This window comes from Delftia sp. DS1230, assembly GCF_040112715.1.
In the GTDB taxonomy this organism is placed as follows: Bacteria; Pseudomonadota; Gammaproteobacteria; order Burkholderiales; family Burkholderiaceae_C; genus Comamonas; species Comamonas tsuruhatensis.
In genome coordinates this window covers 4,623,019-4,646,351 of record NZ_CP157763.1, presented here as the reverse complement: position 1 = coordinate 4,646,351, position 23,333 = coordinate 4,623,019, and the positions used below count along the sequence as shown (strand labels likewise).

Sequence of the window (23,333 nt, the reverse complement as noted above, 5' to 3'; positions counted from 1 at the left end):
TGTGCTTCGGACAGGGGCGCATGACTCCTGCCGGGAAGTGAAGGGTGGGAGCTTATGGGCAACAAGACGCCATGGCCGGGGTTCCCGGACATGCAACTGTTCCTGACGCAGCGCCTGGCCAGGCTGGCCGGTGCCAACTCCATGCGGGCCATACGCGAAGGCCTGCTCTGGCTGGTCCCATGCCTGCTGGTCTCGGCCCTGTTTCTCATACTGTCGGCGCTGGCGCAGATGTCCGGCCAGCCCGAGCCCGTGGTGCAGCTTCTTGCGGGCCTGCATGCGCAGATCGGCAGCATCCTGCCGCTGCTGGTGGCCGCCTCCATCGGCTACATGCTCTCCATACGCCACAGGCTGCCGCGCCTGCCGGTGACCTTTCTGTGCTTTGCCCATGTGCAGATGGCCATCTTCCTGCTGCGCGAGCATCCGCGCGCGGCGGCCACGCTGGTGCTGTTCATCGCCATAGCCTCGCCCCTGATCACCGTGCCGCTGATGGCCAGGCTCAGCGCCATGCGCTGGACGCGCATTGCGCGCACGGGCTTTGTGGGCGAGAACGTACGCGAGGTGATGAACCTGGTCGTGCCCGGCTCCATCGTCGCGCTGCTGCTGGTGGTGCTGCTGCTGGGCCTGCAGCAGGTGCTGCCCGATATCACCCAGGCCGAACTGCCGCTGGCCATCGCCACCCCCGAGAGCCCCTATCGCAGCGGGCTGACGCTGACGCTGCTCAATTCCGTGCTCTGGTTCTTTGGCGTGCAGGGCTACTACGCCATGCAACCCTTCTTCCAGGTGCTGGACCAGGCCGTGCTGGCCAACGCCGCCGCCGTGGCCAAGGGGCTGGTGGCGCCCTGGGCGCTCAACGGCGGCCTGATGGGGTCCTTCGTCTTCATCGGCGGCTCGGGGGCCACGCTGTCACTGGCGCTGGCCGTGCTGCTGTTTTGCAAGGGGCGCGGCCTGCGCATGCTGGCGCTGGCCGCGCTGCCCATCTCCCTGCTCAACGTCAACGAGATCCTGCTGTTCGGCCTGCCGGTCATCCTGAACCTGCGCCTGCTCGTGCCTTTTCTGGCGGTGCCCGCCATCAACCTGGTCGTGGCCGTCACGGTGGTGCAGGCCGGCTGGGTGGCTCCGGCCTCGATGGTGCTGCCCCTGACCGCGCCCGTGGTCTTCAATGCCTACGTGAGCACGGGCGGCGACATGGGCGCCGTGGTGCTGCAACTGGCGCTGACGGTGTTGGGGGCGCTGGTCTATGCGCCTTATGTGCGCTCCATCGACCGGCTGGGCCAGGACGATGGCGCCATCGTGCTGCGCGCGCTGGACACCACGTTCTCCCGGCTGCCCGAGGAGGCGGGCCTGGTCACGCGCGATCCGCTGGTGCTGGCGCACGAGACCCAGGCCCGGCGCGAGACCATGCTGTCCCATATCCGCCGCATCAGCGAGTACGAATTCCACCTGGAATTCCAGCCTCAGGTCTCGCACCGCAGCGGCTTGTGCCTGGGCTGCGAGGCCCTGTTGCGCGCCCACGATTCGCAGGGCAGGCTGCAGCAGCCCGGCGGCTTTCTGCGCTGGCTGGGTGATGCCGGCCTGATGCGCGAGGTCGATCTGTGGGTGGCGGGCGCTGCCGTGCGCCAATGCCGGCTGTGGCGCCAGCACGGTTTTTCCCTGCCGATCAGCATCAATGTCACGGGCGCCACGCTGACATCGCCCGAGTACTGCTCGCGCCTGCTGATGCTGCTGGCGCAGGCCAGGGGCCAGGTGGGCGTGGAGATCACGGAGGAAGCGCTGGTGGGCGATGTGGAGGCGATCCGCAAGGCCATAGGCCAGATCCACGCGCTGGGCGCCAAGGTGGCCATAGACGACTTCGGCACCGGCTTCTCGTCCATGAGCTACCTGCACCAGTTCGACGTGGATGCCATCAAGATCGACCGCAGCTTCGTCGTGGCCAGCGGTCATGCCAAGGGCGCGCTGGTGCTGGACGGCCTGCTGCGCTTTTGCGAGGCGCTGCAGTTGAACGTGGTGGCCGAAGGCGTGGAGACCCAGGCGCAGCTGCAGGCCCTGGGCTTCGAGGGCGAGCTGCTGGTGCAGGGCTGGTACTTCAGCCGCGCCCTGCCGGGAGAGCAGTTGCCGCAGTTCGCCAGCGACTGCGCCGCCAGGGCAGGCGGCGAGACGGTCTGAATCCGTGCTGGTGCATCGCTGCGGCGATGCAGGGGCTCAATGCAGCATCAGGGAGCCGGCGCTCTTGCTCTTGCCGGCGCGTGCGGGCGGATTGCACAGGCCGCACTGGTAGTGGCGCTCGTTCTCGTAGGGCTCGGTCACGAACTGGCCCTTGCACACGGAGCACTGGGTGCGGGTCAGCATCTGCGCATCGACAAACTTCACCAGGCGCCATGCGCGTGTGAAGGACAGCAGCGCCTCCAGCTCGGCGGCCTGGATCTGCTCGGTATAGAGACGGTAGGCCTTGGTCAGTTGTTCAACGGCATCCAGCTCGGCGCCCTTGGACAGGTATTCGTAGATATTCAGGAACAGCGAACTGTGGATGTTCTCCTGCCAGGTCAGGAACCAGTCGGTCGAGAACGGCAGCTGGCCCTTGGATGGCGACTTGCCGGCGATCTCCTTGTACAGGCGGATCAGGCGCTCGTAGGACAGCGTGGTTTCGGATTCGAGCACCTGCATGCGTGCACCCATCTCGATGAGCATGGCGGCACGCTCGATCTGCTTGGACTCGTTCAGGACACTTTTGACGGCGGTGGACATGGCGGGCTCCAGAGTTCTTCGGGCGGATCAGAGGACTTCGGAAACGCGGCTGGCCATCAGGATGTTGGCGTGCAGCGTATTGGTCGCACCGTTGCCGATCTTGTTGCTGCTGTGGTTGGTCAGCAAGCTCCAGACCATTTCGTCGTCCACGCGGAAGCTGGCGAGCAGGGTATTGCGCGAGGCCAGCTTCAGCACCTGGGCTGCCGACAGCGCGGCCAGCAGGTCGCAGGATTCTTCGTTCAGTCCCAGGCGGAACACCGCTTCCGCCTTGTCCTGGCGGATCAGGGTCTGGGCCAGCATCAGGTAAGTGAGGTTGGCTTCGCGGATTTCGGCAAGCAGCTGTTCATTGTTCATAGGACCATCCTTTGCATCTCGGCAGCCGCAACACCGGGGTAGAAACAAGATGTTCAACCTGTTGCGATCTGTTGGGATGGATTGTGGAGGAGGGTCCCTGGCCGTTGAAGTCGGGGCAGGTCTGCGCCGGATGTCTGGTTGTGAGACGGCGTTTGTAAGATTTACCTTACACCTGTAGCAAGGTTTGGATGACTCGATTTCGCCCGGCCTCTGCCGTCCGGGGGCCTGGGAGCAGGCCGCTGCAGTGGTGTTGTTGCATGTCGGCCTTTTGACACAGTGCTGTCATTGTGCAGTCTCCCAGGGGCGGGCATAAGCCGAATTAGGCGCGCTCCACCGGCCTCTTCGGGTCACTGCACCACTCGCTCCAGCTGCCCGCGAAAAGCCGTGCCGGCGGCAGTCCTGCAATGCGCATGGCCAGCAGGTTGGGCAGGGCGCTCACGCCGCTGCCGCACTGGTGGACCACGCTGGCCGGATCGCGGCCGGCCAGCAGCCGGTCGAACTCGGCGCGCAGCAGGGCGGCGGGCTTGAAGCGGCCGTCGGCCGCAATGTTTTCGGTGAAGGGCCTGTTCAGTGCGCCCGGGATATGGCCGGCCACGGGGTCCAGCGGCTCGACTTCGCCGCGATAGCGTGCCGGCGCGCGCGCATCGACCACGGTCTGGCCTGCGCTGCCCAGCGCATCGAGCACCTGCTGTGCCGTCACCAGCTGCTGCAGCGGCTCGTGCAGCTCGAAGTTGGACTGAAAGCGCGCGCTTTCCTCGCCCGATGCCACAGGCTGGCCTGCGGCCTGCCAGGCCTGGAGACCTCCGTCGAGCACGGCCACATCGCCATGTCCGGCCCACTGCAGCATCCACCACAGGCGCCCGCAGTAGTTGGCGCCGTTGCGGTCATAGACCACGGCCTGCATGTCGTTGGAAAAACCGATCTCCGACAGCCACATGGCAAACAGCTCGCGGCTGGGCAGCGGGTGGCGGCCGCCCGAGGCGGCCTGCTCGCTGGCCGCCACGCTGCCATGTGCGCCGGGCACGCCGTGTTTTGCGCTGAGGTCATGGTCCAGGTCGGCGAAGACGGCGCCGGGAATATGCGCCTGCAGGTACTGCGCCTTGCCGGCTGCGGGTTGGGCCAAGTCGAAGCTGCAGTCAAAGACCATCAGCGGACGGCCGCCGGACTGCAGCGCGGCCAGTTCCTGGACGGAGATCAGGGTCTGGTAGGAGGAGGTGTTGGATGTCATGGATGCGGAACTCCGAAAGCCAGCGCAGGCGGCGGTGCGCCTGCGGCAAAAGGTCCGATCCATTATGCGACGGCCCCAGGCGGGCCGTCGCCGTCAGCCGCGTGAACGCAGGGCCGTGGCCAGTGCGCCGCTGGCCACGATCAGCACGATGCCGGCCCAGCCGATCAGCGGCACGCTTTCGCCGAACAGCGCCAGGCTCAGCAGGGCGGCAAAGACGATGCCCGAGTACTGCAGATTGGCCACCACCAGGGTATTGCGGCTGTTGCCGGCCGAAGCGTAGGCCGCCGTCATGCAGACCTGGGCCACGGCAGCCAGCACGCCCACGGGCAGCAGCCACAGCGCGCGCCAGCCCGGCCAGGCGGACACGCCCGTGAAGCACATGGCCAGGGCGCCGGCCACGGCCGAGCCCAGTGCGAAGTAGAAGACCACGCGCGCCTCGGGCTCGCCCATGCGCGACAGCGTGGCCACCTGCATATAGGCCATGGCGGCGAACACCCCGCCGATCAGGCCGCCCGCGCTGGCCACGAATTCCTGCGGCGCCGCGCTGGGGCGCAGCACCAGGATCACGCCCACGAAGCCCAGGGCCACGGTGGCGACCAGGCTCCAGGGAAACGGCGGCAGTGCGCGCAGCGCATGCGATTCGGGCTGGCGGCGCAGCTGGTGGCGCAGCAGCAGGCCCTGGCCGATCAGAAACACCGCCATCCAGATGCTGCTCATGGAGTTGAAGGTGGCGGCCGTGGCCAGCGGCAGGTGGCCGATGGAGTAGAACCAGGCGCCCATGGAAGTCACGCCCACGAAGCTGCGCCAGGCATGCTCGCGCGGGTAGCGCGTGGCCAGCGAAATGCCCTGGTGGCGCGCCAGCCACCACAGCGCCACCATGCTGACCAGCCCGCGGTAGAAGACGATCTCCGCCGCGTTGAAATCCTGGGAGGCGAACTTCACACACACACTCATGACCGCAAAGACGAATGCGGCCGCCACCATCCACAGGGCTTGCATATTAATGACCGGATAGAGCCGCACAAGGACCGCGGCGCTGGACGAGAAAGGGTTGGGTTTTGTTTTTGGCGCATGCCGCCTGGCTGTCTACGGCCCGGGGCCGCGGCAGGGGCACGCGCAAGGCACTGTATTGCATAAGCCAAGACATTGGGTCTGCCTCGGGATGCATTGCAGTCGCCAGCCCTGCCCATTGGGCACACCAGGGCGCTTGCATTCAGAAGAGCTGTGCGGCGGGCCTGCCGCTCGATGAAGGCGGCCCAATGCAGGAGGCCCAATGCAGACGGCCCGCACGAATGCGGGCCGTCGGAAGAGCCGGAGCCGATCAGCGTGCGGGGACTGCGTCGCCCATCACGCCGCGATACCACTCATGGAAGTGCTGCATGCCGTCTTCCATGGGGCTCTGGTAGGGGCCGACCTCGTTGTCGCCGCGCTCGTACAGCGCCCTGCGGCCGGCGTCCATGCGCTCGCCGATCTCGTCGTCCTCGATGCAGGTCTCCATGTAGGCGGCCTTTTGCGCCTGCACGAATTCGGGCTCGAAAGCGGCGATCTCTTCGGGGTAGTAGAACTCGACCACGTTCAGTGTCCGGTCCACGGCCAGCGGGTGCAGGGTCGAGACCGTGAGCACGTGCGGATACCACTCCACCATGATGTGCGGGTAGTAGGTCAGCCAGATCGCTCCGCGTTCGGGCAGCTCGCCGTTGCGGTAGGCCAGCAGCACGTCGTGCCACTTCCTGTAGGTGTCCGAGCCGGGCCGGGCAAAACCGGGCGCCACGCCCACGGTCTGCACCGAGTACTCCCTGGAAAACTCCCACTGCAGGTCATCGCAGGTCACGAAGTTGCCCAGGCCCGGATGGAACGGGCCCACGTGGTAGTCCTCGAGGTAGACCTCGATGAAGGTCTTCCAGTTGTAGTTGCACTCGTGCATCTCGACATGGTCGAGCACGAAGCCCTCGAAGCTCAGCTGCTCGCGCAGCTTCATGCCGGCGAGGTCGGCCTCGATGTCGCGGCCGTTGTCCTCGAACAGCAGGCCGTTCCACTCGCGCAGCCGGTAGTTGTTCAGGTTCAGGCAGGGATCGTGGCTGAAGTGCGGTGCGCCCAGCAGCTCGCCGCTGGTGCTGTAGGTCCAGCGGTGCAGCGGGCAGACGATGTTGCCCCCCGCATGGCCCTTGCCTTCGGTCATCAGGTTGCCCCTGCCCTTGAGCATCACGGCCTGGCGGTGGCGGCAGACGTTGGAGATCAGCTCCACCTGCCCCCTGGCGTTGCGCACCAGAGCCCGGCCTTCCTTTTCCTGAGGCAGGGCGTAGTAGTCGCCTATCTCGGGAACGGCCAGTTGGTGGCCCACGTAGCGCGGGCCGCGTTGAAAGATGGTCTCCAACTCACGCTGGAACAGCGCAGGGTCGAAGTAGCTGGAAACTGGTAGTTGGCTTGCGGCCTGCTGCAGTTGAAGACTTAAATCAGACATGGATGACCTGACCTAAAGACTCCCCACAGGGAGGGTGCGCGTGCGCACGGGATTGGAAAAAGCAAAACCGGCCGTTCCTGGACATGGAGACAGGCTTCACGACTTGAAAACAAGCGGCGCCCGAGGCGTCCTGTCTTGTCGGTGAGCCCGACCGCATGCCTAGGCAAGGGGCCGGTTTGGCGGGGAATGGGATTATAGCCCGTGGGGTTATTTCCGGATGCCCGGTACGTGTATTGCAAGCGGCCGATGGCGCCTGTCAAGGGCTGTCCGGTTATTGGCGGCGCGGTCGCGGAGGGACGCCTAGAATCGTCGGTTCCCCACAACGCACTGCCAACGCCACATGCCCAAGGCTGCCCCCAAGGCTCCCGCCGAGCCCACCAGTTACGAATCCGCGCTGCAGGAGCTGGAGCAGCTCATCGCGCAGATCGAGTCGGGCCAGCTGCCTCTGGAGCAGATGCTGGCCGGCTACCAGCGCGCGGCGCAGCTGCTCGGCTACTGCCGTGGCCAGCTCGACGCGGTGCAGGAGCAGGTCAAGGTGCTTGACGAGGGGACCCTGGCCCCTTGGAGCCAGGATTGAAGATTGCCATGAGTGCCCTGATGACTTCCGCTTCCGATGTTTCCCAGGCGCCGGGCCTTGGCGCGCTGGATTTTCCCTGCTGGATGAACGACCGCCTGGCGCGCACCGAAAGCGCGCTGTCCCAATGGGTGGGCGTGGATGCGCCGGCCGGCCTGGGCGAAGCCATGCGATACGCCGTGCTCGATGGCGGCAAGCGCCTGCGCCCGCTGCTGGTCTGGGCTGCGGCCGAGGCCGTGGCCGGCCTGCCGTCGGCCGCCGTGCGTGCCGGCTGCGCCGTGGAACTGATCCATGCCTATTCGCTGGTGCACGACGACATGCCCTGCATGGACAACGACGTGCTGCGCCGTGGCAAGCCCACGGTCCATGTGCAGTTCGGCGAGGCCTCGGCCCTGCTGGCCGGCGATGCGCTGCAGGCACTGGCCTTCGAGCTGCTCGTGCCCGCGCCCGACGAGGCTGACGGCATGCCCGATGCGCTGCAGGCACGGCTGTGCCGGCTGCTGGGCCGTGCCGCAGGCGCGCAGGGCATGGCCGGTGGCCAGGCCATTGACCTGGCCAGCGTGGGCCTGCAGCTGAGCGAGGCCCAACTGCGCGAGATGCACCGCCTCAAGACCGGCGCCCTGCTGCATGCCAGCGTGCTCATGGGCGCAGCCTGCAAGGAGGGCGTGGATGCCCAGGCCTGGCAGGCGCTGTCCGACTACGGGCAGGCGCTGGGCGTGGCCTTCCAAGTGGTGGATGACATCCTCGACGTGGTGGCCGACTCGGCCACCCTGGGCAAGACGGCCGGCAAGGACGCGGCCAACGACAAGCCGACCTATGTCTCGCTGCTGGGCCTGGACCAGGCCCGCGCCCATGCCGACGAGCTGTGCGCCCTGGCGCACGCGGCGCTGGCGCGCAGCGGCCTGCCGGACACGCGGGCCCTGGCGGCACTGGCCGACATGGTCGTGAGCCGCACTCACTGACAATGAAGCACCCCCTGAGTCGCTTCGCGCCTTCCCCCTCTCTACCCGCTTCGCGGGGGAGGGGGACGACACCCTCGCTGCGGGGCGGCCCTTGCTCGGTGTCCCTTGGTGGGGGCGCGCTACTTGCAAGGGTGGCGTTCGATGCCACAGGCAACTGATACGAAAATATGGGCGATGGTCTTGCGGCCATCAAGATATCTAGCATGACCACGAACACCTACTCCCTGCTGCAGACCATCGACGATCCCGCGGATCTGAGGCGTCTGTCGCGTGCCGAACTCAAGACCCTGGCCCAGCAGCTGCGTGCCTATGTGCTCGACAGCGTCTCCAAGACCGGCGGGCATCTGAGTTCCAACCTGGGCACGGTGGAGCTGACGGTGGCGCTGCATGCGGTGTTCGACACGCCCTACGACCGCGTGGTCTGGGACGTGGGCCACCAGACCTATCCGCACAAGATCCTCACGGGCCGGCGCGAGCGCATGGCGTCGCTGCGCCAGTTCGGCGGCCTGTCGGGCTTTCCGCAGCGCGCCGAGAGCGAGTACGACACCTTCGGCACGGCCCACTCCTCCACCAGCATCTCGGCCGCCCTGGGCATGGCCCTGGCCGCCAAGCAAAAGGGCGAGGACCGCCGCGCCATCGCCGTCATCGGCGACGGCGCCATGACGGCCGGCATGGCCTTCGAGGCGCTGAACAACGCCGGCGTGACCGATGCCAACCTGCTGGTCATCCTCAACGACAACGACATGAGCATCAGCCCGCCCGTGGGCGCGCTCAACCGCTACCTGGCCCAGCTCATGAGCGGGCAGTTCTACGCCAAGGCGCGCGACATGGGCAAGAGCGTGCTCAAGCAGGTGCCGCCGCTTCTGGAGCTGGCCAAGCGGCTGGAGCAGCAGGCCAAGGGCATGGTCGTGCCGGCCACGCTGTTCGAGAACTTCGGCTTCAACTACATCGGCCCCATCGACGGGCATGACCTGGACTCGCTGATCCCCACCCTGGAGAACATCAAGAGCCTCAAGGGCCCGCAGTTCCTGCACGTGGTCACGAAGAAGGGCCAGGGCTACAAGTTGGCCGAGGCCGACCCCGTGGCCTACCACGGCCCCGGCAAGTTCGACCCCAGCGTGGGCCTGGTCAAGCCGGCCACGCCCCCGAAGCAGACCTTCACCCAGGTCTTCGGCCAGTGGCTGTGTGACATGGCGGACAAGGACCAGCGCCTGGTGGGCATCACCCCCGCCATGCGCGAGGGCTCGGGCATGGTGGAATTCCACAAGCGCTTTCCGGGCCGCTACTACGACGTGGGCATTGCCGAGCAGCATGCCGTCACCTTCGCGGCCGGCATGGCCTGCGAGGGGCTCAAGCCCGTGGTCGCCATCTACTCGACCTTCCTGCAGCGCGCCTACGACCAGCTGATCCATGACGTGGCGCTGCAAAAACTGCCCGTGGTCTTTGCGCTGGACCGTGCGGGCCTGGTCGGCGCCGACGGCGCCACGCATGCCGGTGCCTACGACATCGCCTTCGTGCGCTGCGTCCCCCACATGAGCATGGCCTGCCCGGCCGACGAGCGCGAATGCCGCCAACTGCTCACCACGGCCTACGAGCAGGACCATCCGGTGGCCGTGCGCTACCCGCGTGGGGCGGGCGTGGGCGTGGCCCCGCTGGAGAGCCTGCAGGGGCTGCCCTTCGGCAAGGGCGAGGTGCGCCGCGAATCGGCGGCGAAGAAGGTCGCCATCCTGGCCTTCGGCACCTTGCTGTATCCCGCGCTGACCGCAGCCGAGGCGCTGGACGCCACCGTGGTCAACATGCGCTGGGCCAAGCCGCTGGACGAGGAACTGCTGCGCCAGGTGGCCTCCACGCACGAGCTCATCGTCACCGTGGAAGAGGGCTGCATCATGGGTGGCGCAGGCAGCGCCGTGGCCGAGTCGCTGCAGGCTGCCGGCATCACGCGACAGCTGCTGCAGCTGGGCCTGCCCGACGAGTTCATCGAGCACGGCGATCCCGCCAGGCTGCTGGCCCTGCAGGGGCTGGACGCGGCCGGCATCGAGGCGTCGGTGCGCGCCCACCTGGCGCCCGAGCGCGCCGTGGCCTGAAGATGGGACGGGCCTGTGCCCCGCGATGGGGCGCATCGCGCATGCCGAGCAGGACTACGCGGGGGAAAACCCCGTCCGCGCTTGCTTTGCGGCGTTTTTAGAATCGATACCACCTGATACAGTGTGAATGCACGTGCGAACGTGCGTTTTTTTTGCCGCCGGGCCCCCAAGGCAGAAGCGGCCCCTCGGAGGGGCAGCGGACCTTGCGCAGCAAGGGGTGGTGGTGGCTTTTTCTGACTGACAACACATCGCGGAGAGACATTCATGGACCGTCGTTCGATCATCAAACATGCGGGAATCGCCGGCGTGCTGGCTGTGGGAGCCGCACCCGCAGTCCACGCCCAGGAGGCGGTCCGCTGGCGTCTGGCCGCGAGCTTTCCCAAGTCGCTGGACACCATCTTCGGCTCGGCCGAAATGTTCTCCAAGACGCTCAAGGCGATGTCGGGCGGCAAGTTCGAAGTCTCGGTGCATGCGGCCGGTGAGCTGATGCCCGCCTTCGGCGTGGTCGATGGCATCCAGAACGGCACCATCGAGATGGCGCTGACGGCGCCCTACTACTTCACCGGCAAGGACTACATCTTCGCCTTCGGCTGCGCCGTGCCCTTCGGCCTGACGGCGCGCCAGATGGATGCATGGATGGAGCACGGCGGCGGCCGCAAGCTCATGGACGAGTTCTATGCCCAGTACAACATCAAGAGCCAGAGCGCAGGCAACACGGGCACCCAGATGGGCGGCTGGTTCCGCAAGGAGATCAAGTCGGTGGCCGATCTCAAGGGCCTGAAGATGCGCCTGGGCGGCGGCCTGTTCGGCGACGCCATGCTCAAGCTCGGCGTGGTCGCGCAGAACATGCCCGTGGGCGAGGTCTACCAGGCGCTTGAAAAGGGCACGCTGGATGCCGTGGAATTCGTAGGTCCGTACGACGACCAGAAGCTGGGCTTCAACAAGGTCGCTCCCTACTACTACTACCCCGGCTGGTGGGAAGGCGGCGCCGAGCTGGAGTTCTTCATCAACACCAAGGCGTATGCGGCCCTGTCGCCCGAGTACAAGGCCATGGTCGATGCGGCCTGCAACGTGGCGGCACGCGACATGACGGCCAAGTACGACGCCAACAACCCCGTGGCGCTCAAGAAGCTGGTGGCCGACAAGACCCAGCTCAAGGCCTTCCCCAAGGACTTCATGGATGCCGGCTACAAGGCCGTCATGGAGATCATGGCCGAGCATGACGCCAAGTCGCCCATGTTCAAGAAGATCAACCAGAGCCTGCGCACCTTCCAGCGCGACCAGCTGCTGTGGGAGCGCTTCTCGGAGTTCCGCTACAACAGCTACATGACCACGGCCAAGCTGTAAGCAGGTCTGCAGCCAGCAGCACGCACAAGGACGGTCCATGCCTTCCACGCCTGCAGGCCAAGCCCGCGTCCCCTCTGCGAAATGCAGCGGGGACGGCGGGCTTTTTTGTTCCGATGATGTATGTGGGCCGAGCTGCCAAGAGCAGTCCGGCCTTTTTTGAATGCTCTCAAGCAGAGCGAATCAGGAGGAGACAGAGATGGACAGAAGAAAAGCACTCAAGCACGCCGGTCTGGCCGGCGTATTGACTGCCGCAGCGGCGCCAGCCGTTCATGCGCAGGCGGCGGTGCGCTGGCGCCTGGCGTCCAGCTTTCCGCGTTCGCTGGACACCATCTACGGCTCTGCCGAGGTGTTTTCCAAGGCGATCAAGGAAATGTCGGGCGGCAAGTTCGAGGTGTCGGTGCATGCGGCCGGCGAGCTGATGCCCGCCTTCGGCGTGGTCGATGGCGTGCAAAACGGCACGGTGGAGATCGCGCACACGGCGCCCTACTACTTCTTCGGCAAGAACGAGGCCTTTGCCATCGGCGGCGCCATTCCGTTCGGCATGAACTCGCGCCAGCTCACGGCCTGGAACGTGGACGGCAACGGCGGCAAGCTGATGCGCGAGTTCTATGCCGAATACGGCATCGTCAACTTCCTGGGCGGCAACACGGGCGCACAGATGGGGGGCTGGTTCCGCAAGGAGGTCAAGACACCCGAGGACATCAAGGGCCTGAAGTTCCGCATCGGCGGCTTCGCGGGCCGGATCATCGAGCGCATGGGCGGCGTGCCCCAGAACATCCCGGGTGGCGAAATCTACCAGGCGCTGGAAAAGGGCACCATCGATGCGGCCGAATGGATCGGTCCCTATGACGACCTCAAGCTGGGCTTCAACAAGGTCGCGCCGTTCTACTACTACCCCGGCTGGTGGGAAGGCAGCCTGAACCTCGAGTTCTACGTGAACCAGAAGGCGCTGGCCGCGCTGACGCCCGAGCAGCGCGCCATGGTGCAGGCCGCCTCGCACGAGGCCCATGTGGTCACCCAGGCCCGCTACGACGCGCGCAATCCAGGCGCGCTCAAGCAACTGGTGGCCAGCAAGGCCAAGGTGCTGGCCTTCCCGCAGACCGTGCTCGATGCCTCCTACAAGACCACCATGGCGGTCTATGCGGAGCTGGCCGAGAAAAACCCTGCATGGAAGAAGATCTACAGCGACTACCGCAACTTCCAGCGCGACGAGGTGCTGTGGTTCCGCTTCGCCGAGGCGCGCTACGACGCCTTCATGTCGGCGCAGAAGCTGTGAAGTCGCGGCGCCCTCGGGCGTCATGCGCGAAAGCCGGGCACTGCCCGGCTTTTTTCATGCGCGCAGGGGACCGGCGCACGCCGGGGTCCGAACGAAAAAAGGCCCCGCGGTTGCGGGGCCTTTGCTGTCCTTGAGGGAGCCTGCGATCAGCTGCCGGACTTGCTCTCGCCCGGCGTGGCCGGCTGCTCGCGCTGCAGCTGGTCCTGCAGCGCCTTGAGCGCATCGTCCTCACCGCCCGCCGGGGCCGAGGGCTCGCCAGGGGTGCCCTCGGGTGCGGGGGGCTGGTTCGCGCCGTCGCCGTTGAACATGGGGTCGTTGAAGTCGATGGCCTCGGGCATGGATGCCTCCATCTCCTGGCGCACCTTGTCCAGGTCGTACTCCACCTTCTTGTCCAGCCCGCTGGAGACGATGCCGGGGAAGATGATGATCAGGGCCACCATGACCAGCTGGATCAGCAGGAAGGGGATGGCGCCCGCATAGATCTGCATGGTGGTCACGGGCTCGGTCATCTTCTTGGTGACCTTGTCCACGTAGGCCTTGGCCGGGGCCACGCTGCGCAGGAAGAACAGCGCGAAGCCGAAGGGCGGGTGCATGAACGAGGTCTGCATGTTCACGGCCAGCAGCACGCCGAACCAGACCAGGTCGATGCCCAGCTTGTCGGCCACGGGGGCCAGCAGCGGCACGACGATGAAGGACAGCTCGAAGAAGTCCAGGAAGAAAGCCAGCACGAAGATCATGATGTTGACCACGATCAGGAAGCCGATCTCGCCGCCGGGCAGGGACACCAGCAGCTCCTCCACCCACTTGGGGCCGTCCACGCCCTGGAAGGTCAGGCCGAACATGGTCGCGCCGATCAGGATGAACATCACGAAGCACGACAGCTTGGTGGTGGACATCAGCGCCTGCTTGAGCAGGTCCATGCTCAGGCGGCCGCGCACGAAGGCCATGACGGCCGCGCCCAGCGCGCCCATGGCGCCGCCTTCGGTGGGGGTTGCCACGCCCAGGAAGATGGTGCCCAGCACCAGGAAGATCAGCAGCAGCGGCGGGATCAGCACGAAGGTCACGCGCTCGGCCATGCGGCTGAGCAGGTGCAGGCCCGTGAGCTTGTTGAACATGGCGGCGATGAAGGCCAGCGCCACGCCGAAGCACATGGACACCACGATGGTCTCGTCCAGAGCGACCTTCTCCACCACATCGCCGGACCACCAGGTGTGCAGCTGGGGCATGTACTGGGCGACCACCATCGAGGCCGCCACGCACAGCACGGTCAGCACCAGGGTGGAGGGCAGGCCGGAGTTGCCATTGGGCTCGCGCAGCGTGCGCGCCTCGGGCGGCAGGGCGGGCACCATGGCGGGCTTGAAGATGGCCAGCACGACGATGAACAGCGCATAGAAGCCCGTCAGCATCAGGCCCGGCAGGAAGGCGCCCTTGTACATGTCGCCCACGCTGCGGCCCAGCTGGTCGGCCAGCACGATCAGCACCAGGGACGGCGGAATGATCTGCGCCAGCGTGCCCGAGGCCGCGATCACGCCCGAGGCCACCCGGCGGTCATAGCCGTAGCGCATCATGATGGGCAGGGAGATCAGGCCCATGGAGATCACCGATGCCGCGACCACGCCCGTGGTCGCGGCCAGCAGCGCGCCCACGAAGATCACCGCAAAGGCCACGCCGCCGCGCACGGGGCCGAAGAGCTGGCCCACGGTCTCCAGCAGGTCCTCGGCCATGCCGCTTCGCTCCAGTATCAGTCCCATGAGGGTGAAGAACGGTATGGCCAGCATCGTCTCGTTCTGCATGATGCCGAAGATGCGCAGCGGAAGGGCCTGCAGCAGGGCTTCGGGCAGCACGCCCAGTTCGATGCCGACAAAGGCGAAGAACAGTCCGCAGGCGCCCAGGCTGAATGCCACGGGAAAACCCACGAGCAGGAAAAGTATCAGCCCCGCGAACATGATCGGGGCCAGGTTGTGGATCACGAATTCCATGATGTCTGTTTCCCCGATCAGGCGCCTTGCCCGCTTTTGTCCTTGGCTCCTGCCAGCCCGCGCAGGGCTTCGGCCAGGTCTTGCTCTGCGGTCTTCTCGCCCTTCTTGGCCGTGGGATCGTCGATCAGGCCCTTCAGGAAGGCGATGCGCTTGATCAGCTCCGACATGCCCTGCAGCAGCAGCAGCCCGAAGCCCAGGGGAATCATCAGGTAGACGGGCCAGCGCACCAGGCCGCCTGCATTGCCCGACATCTCGCCGGTCTGGATGGCCTGGATCACGAACGGCGTGCCGAACCACAGGATGGCCAGCGCCATGGGGGTCAGGAAAAAGACGAAGCCGAAGATGTCGATCCAGATCTGCGTGCGCTTGGACAGGCGGCTGGCGATCACATCCACCTTCACGTGCTCGCCCTGCAGCAGCGTATATCCGGCGGCCAGCAGGAAGGAGGCGGCGAACAGGTACCACTGCACTTCGAGGTAGGCGTTCGAGCTGGTGTGCAACACCTTGCGCACGATGGCATTGATGCCGCTGATGACCGTCGAGGCCAGGATCAGCCAGATAAGGCATCGCCCGACCAGGCTGTTGAGCCAGTCGACCCCTCTTGAGAATTTGAGCAAAGCCTGCATGGTGTCTCCAAAAAGTAGGCTGTATTGGGTCCGTCGCCGTACGCCGGCCTGTAGGCCGGCGCGCAGCGCTCTTGTCGGCGCATGGACCAAAGCCGTCGATTCTACGGAGACCCGAACGCCGCAGGCGGCCTGCTCCCCCTAAAAGAAATCCGTGTGAACCCGAGGAAACGTCCCGTTCAGGTTGTCGCGCGGGGCCTGCGGGCTCCCAGTTTTCGGTACATCGTGGCCCGGCTGATGCCCAGCGCGCGGGCGGCCCGGGTCACATTGCCCTGGGCATCCTGCAGGGCCTGCTCGATCAGCACGCCCTCGCTGGCGCGCAGCGGGCTGGCCTGGGCGGCGGCAGCGAGTGCCGCCGTGCCCAGCGCAGGCAGCAGCTGGCGCAGCTGGGGCCCGGGCTGCACCAGTGCCTGCAGCCGCAGGCCCGACCACAGCGGCAGGCGCAGCGGTTCGTTGGGGCGCTGGCGCGCATGCTCCACCAGCGCCGTCCAGGGCATGGCCAGCAGTTCGCTGCAGTGCAGCGGCTGGCCCGGCTGCGCCAGCGGCTGGGGCACCAGCTGGCGCGCCAGGGTATTGCTGCCCGCCACATGCCCTTCGGCGTCCACGGCCAGCAGGCCTTCGCCCTCCTGACCCAGAGGCCCGCCGGGCCAGTTCAGGTGCAGCAGCAGCGCGTGGGGCAGGGCGCGCAGCAGCCGGTCCTCGATGGCGCGGGCGCAGCGCAGCGCCAGGTGCATCAGCTCGGGCCGCTCGGGCACGTCCACGCCCGTGATGTCCAGCATGCCCAGGCAGCGGCCGTCCGGGGCGTACAGCGGTGCGCCCGCGCAGCTGTAGTGGCGGTTGGCCTCGAAGAAATGCTCGGCCCGGTGCAGCCAGACGGGGCCGTGCTCGGCCAGGGCCGCACCGATGGCGGTGGTGCCCACGCCCTGCTCGGACAGGTCCACGCCCACACGGGCGATGGCCTGCACGCGGATGTCGCTGCGGTCCAGCGGCCCCTGCACGTCCAGCACGGTGCCGTGCGCATCGGTCAGCAGGCTGAAGTAGCGCATGGCGCCCACGGCGCCCACCAGCTGGGTCATCACGGGGTGCGCCGCCTGCAGCAGCGCCTCGTGGCCGTCACGTGCCTGGCGCAGCGCATGCGGCCCCAGCGCTTCGTAGACCACGCGCTCGCCCGGGCGGCGGCCTGCCGCCAGGCAGCGCTGCCAGGAGCGCCACAGCCAGGGCGCGATGCCGGCAGGGGTGGCGGGCAGAGTGGCAGGCGGCATGCCGGCCAGCGCCTGCTCGCCGAAGGCCAGGCTGCGGGCCCGGGCGATCTGCGCGTGGCGCGGATCGGCGGGGCAGGGCTGCGCGGCGTCGGGGCTCAGGGCGAACATGGGGCGGGGACTCCTGTGGCTGGCTGGCAAGGGATTGCGAACGGGCTGGCAGGCGGGCACGGTCGAAGCCGGGGGCGCAGGCGCAAGCGGTGCGGGCTGCGGCTGCGGTGACGACTGTGTCATTTTGAGAATATCCGCGCCGCCCGGCCCGGGCTTGCGGGTCAACCCTAGAACGGGCGCCTGCGGGCAGGGCGACCATGGCAGGCGAGGTTTCCGGCGTTCCCCCACGTTCCAGATCACCGCCGAACACAGGCAGGAGACAGCACGATGAATGTCCAGCTCACCGTCAACGGGCGCGCGCAGCGCATCGACGTTCCACCCAACACCTTGCTCGTGCATGCGCTGCGCGAGCACCTGCGCCTGACCGGCACGCATGTGGGCTGCGACACCAGCCAGTGCGGGGCCTGCACCGTCATCGTCGACGGCCACGCCGTCAAGTCCTGCGCCATGCTGGCCGTGCAGGCCGAGGGCTGCGAGGTGCGCACCATCGAAGGGCTGGCGGATATCGACGGCGGCCTGCATCCCATGCAGGCGGCCTTCAAGGAGTGCCACGGCCTGCAATGCGGCTTTTGCACGCCGGGCATGGTCATGAGCGCCGTGGACCTGTGCCAGCGCCAGCCGTGCGCGGGCGATCGCGAGATCCGCGAGGCGCTGGAGGGCAACCTGTGCCGCTGCACGGGCTACCAGAACATCGTGGCCGCCGTGAAAAAGGGCAGCCAGGCCATGGCAGGGCCTGCGGCCTGAGCGCCGCAGGTCACCACAAGGAGACAGCCATGGGTGCATCCGACTTTTCCAAGCTCCCCCACATCGGCGAGCCCGTCAAGCGCAAGGAGGACTACCGCTTCCTCACGGGAGCGGGCCAGTACACCGACGACATCGCGCTGGCCGCCCAGGCCCATGCGGTGTTCGTGCGCTCGCCGCACGCGCATGCGCGCGTGCGCTCCGTTTCCACCGATGCGGCCAGGGCCGCGCCCGGCGTCATCGGCGTGCTCACGGGCGCCGACGTGGCGGCCGACAAGATCAACGGCCTGCCCTGCGGCTGGCTGATCACCAGCACCAACGGCGAGCCCATGAAGGAGCCGCCGCATCCCATCCTGGCGCTGGACACCGTGCGCTACGTGGGCGACCAGGTCGCCATGGTCGTGGCCGAGACGCTGGAGCAGGCGCGCGACGCGGCCGAGCTGGTGGAGGTGGACTACGACCCGCTGCCCGCCGTGGTGCTGGTGGCCGACGCGGCGGCCGGCAGCGTGCCCGGCGCGGTGGTGCATGACATCGCCCCCGACAACCACTGCTACAAATGGGCCATCGGCGACAAGGCCGCCGTGGATGCGGTGTTCGCCGGTGCCGCCCACATCGCCCAGCTGGACCTGGTCAACAACCGGCTGATCCCCAACGCCATGGAGCCGCGCGCGGCCATCGGCAGCTACAGCCGCGCCAATGACGAGTACACGCTGTACGTGGCCAACCAGAACCCGCACGTCGAGCGGCTGCTGATGACGGCCTTCGTCATGGGCCTGCCCGAGCACAAGGTGCGCGTGATCGCGCCCGACGTGGGCGGCGGCTTCGGCTCCAAGATCTTCCTGTATGCCGAGGATGTCTGCCTGACCTGGGGTGCGCGAAAGCTCAACCGCAACATCAAGTGGACGGCCGACCGCAGCGAGTCCTTCCTCACCGACGCCCATGGCCGCGACCACGTCAGCCATGCCGAGATGGCCATGGACGCCAGCGGCAAGTTCCTGGCCATGCGCGTGCACACGGATGCCAACCTGGGCGCCTACCTGAGCACCTTCGCCAGCGCCGTGCCCACCATCCTCTATGCCACCTTGCTGGCCGGCCAGTACGCCACGCCCCAGGTCTATGTGGAAGTCGATGCCTGGTTCACCCACACCGCGCCCGTCGATGCCTACCGGGGCGCGGGCCGGCCCGAGGCCACCTACCTGCTGGAGCGCCTGGTCAGCCGCTGCGCCTGGCAGCTGAACCTGTCCCAGGCCGAGATACGGCGGCGCAACTTCGTCACCAGCTTCCCCTACCAGACGCCCGTGGCCCTGCAGTACGACGTGGGCGACTACGGCGCCTGCATGGACAAGGCCGAGGCCCTGGCCGACGTGGCCGGCTTTGCCGCGCGCCGTGCCGACAGCGAGGCGCGGGGCCTCAGGCGCGGCCTGGGCTACAGCAGCTACATCGAGGCCTGCGGCCTGGCGCCCAGCAACATCGCGGGCGCCCTGGGCGCGCGGGCCGGCCTCTTCGAATGCGGCGAGGTGCGCGTGCACCCCACGGGCAGCGTCACCGTGTTCACGGGCTCGCACAGCCATGGCCAGGGGCACGAGACCACCTTCGCCCAGGTGGTGGCCGCGCGCCTGGGGATACCCGTGGAGAACGTGGACATCGTCCACGGCGACACGGGCCGTGTGCCGTTCGGCATGGGCACCTATGGCTCGCGCTCCATCAGCGTGGGCGGCGCGGCCATCATGAAGGCGCTGGACAAGATCGAGGCCAAGGCCAAGAAGATCGCGGCCCACCTGATGGAGGCCAGCGACGCCGACATCGACTTCGCAGGCGGCGAGTTCACGGTGCGCGGCACCGACAAGAAAATCCCCTTCGCCCAGATCGCGCTCACCGCCTATGTGCCGCACAACTACCCGCTGGACAAGCTGGAGCCCGGCCTCAACGAAACCGCCTTCTACGACCCCACCAACTTCACCTTTCCCGCAGGCACGTACATCTGCGAGGTCGAGGTGGACCCGGCCACGGGCGTGGTGCGCGTGGACCGCTTCAGCGCCGTGGACGACTTCGGCACCATCATCAATCCCATGATCGTCGAGGGCCAGGTGCACGGCGGCGTGGCCCAGGGCATAGGCCAGGCGCTGCTGGAAAACTGCGTCTACGACCGCGAGACCGGCCAGCTGCTCACCGGCAGCTTCATGGACTACGCCATGCCGCGCGCCGACGATTTCCCCGAATTCAAGCTCGGCACCGTCTGCACGCCCTGCACGCACAACCCGCTGGGCACCAAGGGCTGCGGCGAGGCGGGAGCCATAGGCTCGCCGCCCGCCGTCATCAATGCCGTGCTTGACGCACTGCATCCCCTGGGTGTCAGGGACCTGGACATGCCGGCCAGCCCGCACCGTGTCTGGTCGGCCATCGACGCCGCAGCCACCTCCTGAGGAGAGCGCCATGTACGCATTCACCTATGAAGCCCCTGGCAACACGGCCGACGCCGCTGCCCTGGCCGCCCAGGGCGGCCAGTACCTGGCCGGCGGGCAAAGCCTGCTGCCATCGATGCGCCTGCGCCTGGCGCGGCCCGAACAGATCGTGGACCTGAACCGCGTCCAGGGCCTGGCCGGCATCGCCGTCAACGGCCAGACCGTGGAAATCCGCGCCATGACACGCCACGCCGACGTGGCCGCCAACCCGCAGGTCCAGGCCGCCATCCCGGCCCTGGCCGAGCTGGCCGGCGGCATCGGCGACCGCCAGGTGCGTGCGCGCGGCACCATCGGCGGCTCGCTGGCCAACAACGATCCCGCTGCCTGCTACCCCAGCGCCGTGCTGGGCCTGGGTGCCACCGTCGTCACCGACCGGCGCGAGATCGCGGCCGACGACTTCTTCCAGGGCATGTACACCACGGCGCTGGGCAGCGGCGAGCTGATCACGGCCGTGCGCTTTCCCGTGCCGAGGAAGGCCGCCTACCTCAAGTTCAAGCAGCCCGCCTCGCGCTTCGCCCTGGTGGGCGTCTTCGTCGCCCAGACCGACAGCGGCGTGCGCGTGGCCATCACGGGCGCCGGGCTCAGCGTGTTCCGCCATGCGGGGCTGGAGGCCGCGCTCAACCAGAGCTTCACGCCCGACGCGGCCGCCCAGGTGCTGATCGACCATGCCGACCTCAACAGCGACCTGCATGCCAGCGCGCGCTACCGGGCGCAGTTGATCAGCGTGCAGACGCAGCGTGCGGTATCGCAGATGCTGGGGTGACTATGGTGACCCCCTGAGTCGCTTCGCGCCTTCCCCCTTGAAGGGGGACGACACCCTCGGTGCGGGGCGGCCCTTCCTCGGTGTCCCTGAGTTGGATTGCGCCAGTTTTGCGCAGCGCAGACGAAGCGCAGTTCCATGACGATTGGATAAGGACTGAATGAAGGTTCCCGAGCAAGCCATTGCCTCCATAGACGCCCTGGTCGCCGCGCTGCAGGCCGAAGGCTATTTCGCCGACCGGCGCCTGGCCACGGCCGTCTTCCTGGCCCTGCGGCTGCAGCGGCCGCTGCTGCTGGAGGGCGAGCCCGGCGTGGGCAAGACCGCACTGGCCCAGGCGCTGGCGCGCGTGCTGGAGCGCCGCCTGATCCGGCTGCAGTGCTATGACGGCATGGAGCAGCGCGAGGCGCTGTATGAATGGAACTACGCGGCCCAGCTGCTGCACCTGCGCGCGGCCGAGCTGGCCTCGGCGCAGCCCGCGGCCGCACCGCAGCAGGACCGACTGCAGCGCGCCGAGCAGGAGGTCTACCAGGAGCGCTACCTCGTGAGCCGCCCGCTGCTGCAGGCCCTGCAGCAGCCCGAGCCCGGCGCCGTGCTGCTGATCGACGAGATCGATCGTGCCGACGAGCCCTTCGAGGCCTTCCTGCTGGAGTACCTGGGCGAGTACCAGGTCAGCATTCCCGAGTTGGGCACGGTGGCGGCACGCGTGCCGCCCGTGACCGTGCTCACCAGCAACCGCACGCGCGACCTGCACGACGCCGTCAAGCGCCGCTGCCTCTACCACTGGCTGGACTATCCCGGGCGCGAGCGCGAGCTGGCCATCGTGCGCGCCCTGGTGCCCGGGGCCGGGCAGGCCCTGACCGCCCAGGTGGCGAGCTTCGTGGGACGGCTGCGCAGCCAGCCCTTTGCCGACGCCTTCCAGCGCGTGCCCGGCATTGCCGAAAGCGTGGAATGGGCCAAGGCCCTGGTGGCGCTGGACACCCTGGGGGTCGATCCCGAAGTCGTGCACGACACGGCAGGCATCCTCTTCAAGCAGCGCGAGGACCTGGCCGCGCTCACGCCCGAGCGGCTGCAGCAACTGCTGGCGCCGGAGCCCGCGCCGTGACGGCTGGTGCAGCCGGTGCGGCCGGTGCCGCCGGTGCCGCCGATAGGGGCGAGCGCACCAGCTGGCTGGGCGATGCGCGCAGCGGCAAGCTGGCAGGCAATCTGGTCGGCTTTGCGCGTGCGCTGCGCCGTGCGGGCGTGCCTGTGGACGGCGGGCGCATGGCGCTGGCCCAGCAGGCCCTGCCCCTTGTCGGCCTGGCGCGCGAGGACATGGCCGCAGCGCTGGAGGCCGTATTTGTGAGCAACGCCCAGGACCGCGCCGTGTTCCGCGAACTGTTCGACGCCTACTTCCGCAATCCCGATGTGGCCCGGCAACTGCTGGCCCAGTTGCTGCCGCAGGCGCCCCGGCCGTCCGCGCCGCGCCACCGCCCGCGCGTACAGGAAGCGCTGTCGCCTCGCCAGGCAGGCGAGGGCAGGGCCGCCGTCGATGAAGAGCTGAAGCTGGACGCCGCCATGACGGCCAGCGAGCGCCACCGCCTGCGCCATGCCGACTTCAACCAGCTCAGCGCCAGCGAATACCTGCTGGTGCAGCGCCTGGCCAGGGACATTGCCCTTCCCTTGCCCCGCTACCGCAGCCGCCGCACGCGCACCGGCCAGCGCGGCGCGGTGCCCGACTGGGCTGCCAGCCTGCGCGCGGCATCGCACCACGGCGGCGAAATGCTGCAGCTGCTGCGGCGCGAACGCCGGCGCCTGCCGCTGCCCTGGCTGGCCCTGGTCGATGTTTCGGGCTCCATGGAGCGCTATGCGCGGCTGCTGCTGGCTTTCCTGCACGCGGCCACCGGCACGCAGCGCCATGCGGGCCTGCGCCGCCAGGTCTACAGCTTCGGCACCGAGCTGCGCGACCTGGGCCCGGCCTTTGCCCAGGCCGATACCGACGCCATGCTCGAGCGCGCCAACGCCGCCATTGCCGACTTTGGCGGCGGCACGCGCCTGGGCAGCAGCCTGGGCGAACTGCGCCGCCTGCATGCGCGCCACCAGGTTTCAGGCCTGGTGGGCCGGCGCACCCTGGTGCTCATCATCAGCGACGGCCTGGACACCGGCGATGCCGCCGAGCTGGACCGCGAACTGGCCTGGCTGCGCCGCCACAGCGCGCGGCTGCTGTGGCTCAACCCGCTGCTGCGCTTTGACGGGTATGCCCCACTGGCCCAGGGGGCGGCCGTGCTGCATCGTCATGCCCATGCCATGCTTGCGGTACACAACCTGGAATCGCTGCAGCAACTGGCCGGTCACCTGGCGCGGCTGCTGGCGGCGCCAGGCCGCTGAGCCGCT

At 67.8% G+C, this 23,333-nt stretch carries 19 protein-coding genes; 11 read left to right on the top strand and 8 right to left on the bottom strand.

Going from position 1 to position 23,333, the window contains the following annotated elements; translation table 11 throughout:
• Positions 1-54 precede the first annotated feature (54 nt).
• Entirely contained in the window at positions 55-2,163 is a 2,109-nt protein-coding gene (locus AAN986_RS20895; RefSeq protein WP_016448937.1) for an EAL domain-containing protein, read from the top strand.
• A gap of 36 nt (positions 2,164-2,199) precedes the next feature.
• On the opposite strand, the gene flhC is transcribed toward AAN986_RS20895, so the two are convergent.
• From flhC to AAN986_RS20870, 5 genes are all read right to left on the bottom strand, one after another.
• Entirely contained in the window at positions 2,200-2,742 is a 543-nt protein-coding gene (gene flhC / locus AAN986_RS20890) for a flagellar transcriptional regulator FlhC (protein ID WP_016448936.1), read from the bottom strand.
• Positions 2,743-2,769: 27 nt separating this feature from the next.
• Positions 2,770-3,096 carry a flagellar transcriptional regulator FlhD gene (gene flhD, locus AAN986_RS20885; RefSeq protein WP_012204159.1) on the bottom strand — a complete coding sequence of 109 codons (327 nt, stop codon included), beginning with the start codon at positions 3,094-3,096 and terminating at the stop codon, positions 2,770-2,772.
• A gap of 319 nt (positions 3,097-3,415) precedes the next feature.
• Positions 3,416-4,324 carry a sulfurtransferase gene (locus AAN986_RS20880; protein ID WP_047217786.1) on the bottom strand — a complete coding sequence of 303 codons (909 nt, stop codon included), beginning with the start codon at positions 4,322-4,324 and terminating at the stop codon, positions 3,416-3,418.
• A 93-nt stretch (positions 4,325-4,417) separates the two neighbouring features.
• The gene (locus tag AAN986_RS20875; protein WP_016452492.1) at positions 4,418-5,323 is read right to left on the bottom strand and encodes a DMT family transporter; all 906 of its coding nucleotides are present in this window, start codon (positions 5,321-5,323) and stop codon (positions 4,418-4,420) included.
• A 322-nt stretch (positions 5,324-5,645) separates the two neighbouring features.
• Complete coding sequence (locus AAN986_RS20870; RefSeq protein ID WP_016448933.1) at positions 5,646-6,785, bottom strand: aromatic ring-hydroxylating dioxygenase subunit alpha; 1,140 nt, start codon at positions 6,783-6,785, stop codon at positions 5,646-5,648.
• Positions 6,786-7,125: 340 nt separating this feature from the next.
• Between AAN986_RS20870 and xseB the strand changes: the two genes are divergently transcribed.
• The 5 genes from xseB to AAN986_RS20845 all read left to right on the top strand — a co-directional run bounded on the left by xseB (position 7,126) and on the right by AAN986_RS20845 (position 13,028).
• Positions 7,126-7,362, top strand: coding sequence for an exodeoxyribonuclease VII small subunit (gene xseB, locus AAN986_RS20865; protein ID WP_016448932.1), 237 nt, complete (start codon positions 7,126-7,128; stop codon positions 7,360-7,362).
• An 8-nt stretch (positions 7,363-7,370) separates the two neighbouring features.
• A complete protein-coding gene (locus tag AAN986_RS20860) occupies positions 7,371-8,321 on the top strand; it encodes a polyprenyl synthetase family protein (RefSeq protein WP_016452491.1) in 951 nt (316 codons plus the stop codon).
• Positions 8,322-8,524: 203 nt separating this feature from the next.
• On the top strand, positions 8,525-10,405 hold the full coding sequence (gene dxs / locus AAN986_RS20855) for a 1-deoxy-D-xylulose-5-phosphate synthase (RefSeq protein ID WP_017405740.1): 1,881 nt from the start codon (positions 8,525-8,527) through the stop codon (positions 10,403-10,405).
• A 264-nt stretch (positions 10,406-10,669) separates the two neighbouring features.
• The gene (locus AAN986_RS20850) at positions 10,670-11,752 is read left to right on the top strand and encodes a TRAP transporter substrate-binding protein (RefSeq protein ID WP_016452489.1); all 1,083 of its coding nucleotides are present in this window, start codon (positions 10,670-10,672) and stop codon (positions 11,750-11,752) included.
• Between the two features lie 196 nt (positions 11,753-11,948).
• The gene (locus AAN986_RS20845; protein ID WP_047217785.1) at positions 11,949-13,028 is read left to right on the top strand and encodes an ABC transporter substrate-binding protein; all 1,080 of its coding nucleotides are present in this window, start codon (positions 11,949-11,951) and stop codon (positions 13,026-13,028) included.
• 146 nt (positions 13,029-13,174) lie between these two features.
• On the opposite strand, the gene AAN986_RS20840 is transcribed toward AAN986_RS20845, so the two are convergent.
• The 3 genes from AAN986_RS20840 to AAN986_RS20830 form a co-directional block, all read right to left on the bottom strand.
• Positions 13,175-15,007: a TRAP transporter large permease subunit gene (locus AAN986_RS20840; RefSeq protein WP_016448927.1), complete on the bottom strand. Its 1,833-nt coding sequence runs from the start codon at positions 15,005-15,007 to the stop codon at positions 13,175-13,177.
• Positions 15,008-15,024: 17 nt separating this feature from the next.
• Positions 15,025-15,633 carry a TRAP transporter small permease subunit gene (locus AAN986_RS20835; protein ID WP_016448926.1) on the bottom strand — a complete coding sequence of 203 codons (609 nt, stop codon included), beginning with the start codon at positions 15,631-15,633 and terminating at the stop codon, positions 15,025-15,027.
• Between the two features lie 176 nt (positions 15,634-15,809).
• Positions 15,810-17,000 carry a helix-turn-helix domain-containing protein gene (locus tag AAN986_RS20830; protein ID WP_047217784.1) on the bottom strand — a complete coding sequence of 397 codons (1,191 nt, stop codon included), beginning with the start codon at positions 16,998-17,000 and terminating at the stop codon, positions 15,810-15,812.
• Between the two features lie 267 nt (positions 17,001-17,267).
• Here AAN986_RS20830 and AAN986_RS20825 point away from each other — a divergent pair, with 267 nt between their 5' ends.
• The 5 genes from AAN986_RS20825 (at position 17,268) to AAN986_RS20805 (ending at position 23,327) form a co-directional block, all read left to right on the top strand.
• The gene (locus AAN986_RS20825) at positions 17,268-17,744 is read left to right on the top strand and encodes a (2Fe-2S)-binding protein (protein WP_013803615.1); all 477 of its coding nucleotides are present in this window, start codon (positions 17,268-17,270) and stop codon (positions 17,742-17,744) included.
• Between the two features lie 29 nt (positions 17,745-17,773).
• Positions 17,774-20,164, top strand: coding sequence for a xanthine dehydrogenase family protein molybdopterin-binding subunit (locus AAN986_RS20820; RefSeq protein ID WP_047217783.1), 2,391 nt, complete (start codon positions 17,774-17,776; stop codon positions 20,162-20,164).
• Between the two features lie 10 nt (positions 20,165-20,174).
• Positions 20,175-20,966 carry a xanthine dehydrogenase family protein subunit M gene (locus tag AAN986_RS20815; RefSeq protein ID WP_046241966.1) on the top strand — a complete coding sequence of 264 codons (792 nt, stop codon included), beginning with the start codon at positions 20,175-20,177 and terminating at the stop codon, positions 20,964-20,966.
• 157 nt (positions 20,967-21,123) lie between these two features.
• Positions 21,124-22,065: a MoxR family ATPase gene (locus tag AAN986_RS20810; protein ID WP_047217782.1), complete on the top strand. Its 942-nt coding sequence runs from the start codon at positions 21,124-21,126 to the stop codon at positions 22,063-22,065.
• On the top strand, positions 22,062-23,327 hold the full coding sequence (locus AAN986_RS20805) for a VWA domain-containing protein (RefSeq protein ID WP_047217781.1): 1,266 nt from the start codon (positions 22,062-22,064) through the stop codon (positions 23,325-23,327). Before AAN986_RS20810 ends, AAN986_RS20805 begins: the two co-directional genes overlap by 4 nt.
• The last annotated feature ends 6 nt before the right edge of the window (positions 23,328-23,333 follow it).

Excerpts from the sequence above, each read along its gene's own strand:
- AAN986_RS20895 (WP_016448937.1), top strand. The coding sequence starts at position 55 with ATGGGCAACAAGACGCCATGGCCGGGGTTCCCGGACATGCAACTGTTC.
- AAN986_RS20870 (WP_016448933.1), bottom strand. The coding sequence starts at position 6,785 with ATGTCTGATTTAAGTCTTCAACTGCAGCAGGCCGCAAGCCAACTACCA.
- flhD (WP_012204159.1), bottom strand. The coding sequence starts at position 3,096 with ATGAACAATGAACAGCTGCTTGCCGAAATCCGCGAAGCCAACCTCACT.
- flhC (WP_016448936.1), bottom strand. The coding sequence starts at position 2,742 with ATGTCCACCGCCGTCAAAAGTGTCCTGAACGAGTCCAAGCAGATCGAG.
- AAN986_RS20815 (WP_046241966.1), top strand. The coding sequence starts at position 20,175 with ATGTACGCATTCACCTATGAAGCCCCTGGCAACACGGCCGACGCCGCT.
- AAN986_RS20840 (WP_016448927.1), bottom strand. The coding sequence starts at position 15,007 with ATGGAATTCGTGATCCACAACCTGGCCCCGATCATGTTCGCGGGGCTG.
- AAN986_RS20830 (WP_047217784.1), bottom strand. The coding sequence starts at position 17,000 with ATGTTCGCCCTGAGCCCCGACGCCGCGCAGCCCTGCCCCGCCGATCCG.
- AAN986_RS20880 (WP_047217786.1), bottom strand. The coding sequence starts at position 4,324 with ATGACATCCAACACCTCCTCCTACCAGACCCTGATCTCCGTCCAGGAA.
- dxs (WP_017405740.1), top strand. The coding sequence starts at position 8,525 with ATGACCACGAACACCTACTCCCTGCTGCAGACCATCGACGATCCCGCG.
- AAN986_RS20860 (WP_016452491.1), top strand. The coding sequence starts at position 7,371 with ATGAGTGCCCTGATGACTTCCGCTTCCGATGTTTCCCAGGCGCCGGGC.
- AAN986_RS20820 (WP_047217783.1), top strand. The coding sequence starts at position 17,774 with ATGGGTGCATCCGACTTTTCCAAGCTCCCCCACATCGGCGAGCCCGTC.
- AAN986_RS20875 (WP_016452492.1), bottom strand. The coding sequence starts at position 5,323 with ATGCAAGCCCTGTGGATGGTGGCGGCCGCATTCGTCTTTGCGGTCATG.
- AAN986_RS20825 (WP_013803615.1), top strand. The coding sequence starts at position 17,268 with ATGAATGTCCAGCTCACCGTCAACGGGCGCGCGCAGCGCATCGACGTT.
- AAN986_RS20835 (WP_016448926.1), bottom strand. The coding sequence starts at position 15,633 with ATGCAGGCTTTGCTCAAATTCTCAAGAGGGGTCGACTGGCTCAACAGC.
- AAN986_RS20850 (WP_016452489.1), top strand. The coding sequence starts at position 10,670 with ATGGACCGTCGTTCGATCATCAAACATGCGGGAATCGCCGGCGTGCTG.
- AAN986_RS20810 (WP_047217782.1), top strand. The coding sequence starts at position 21,124 with ATGAAGGTTCCCGAGCAAGCCATTGCCTCCATAGACGCCCTGGTCGCC.
- xseB (WP_016448932.1), top strand. The coding sequence starts at position 7,126 with ATGCCCAAGGCTGCCCCCAAGGCTCCCGCCGAGCCCACCAGTTACGAA.
- AAN986_RS20845 (WP_047217785.1), top strand. The coding sequence starts at position 11,949 with ATGGACAGAAGAAAAGCACTCAAGCACGCCGGTCTGGCCGGCGTATTG.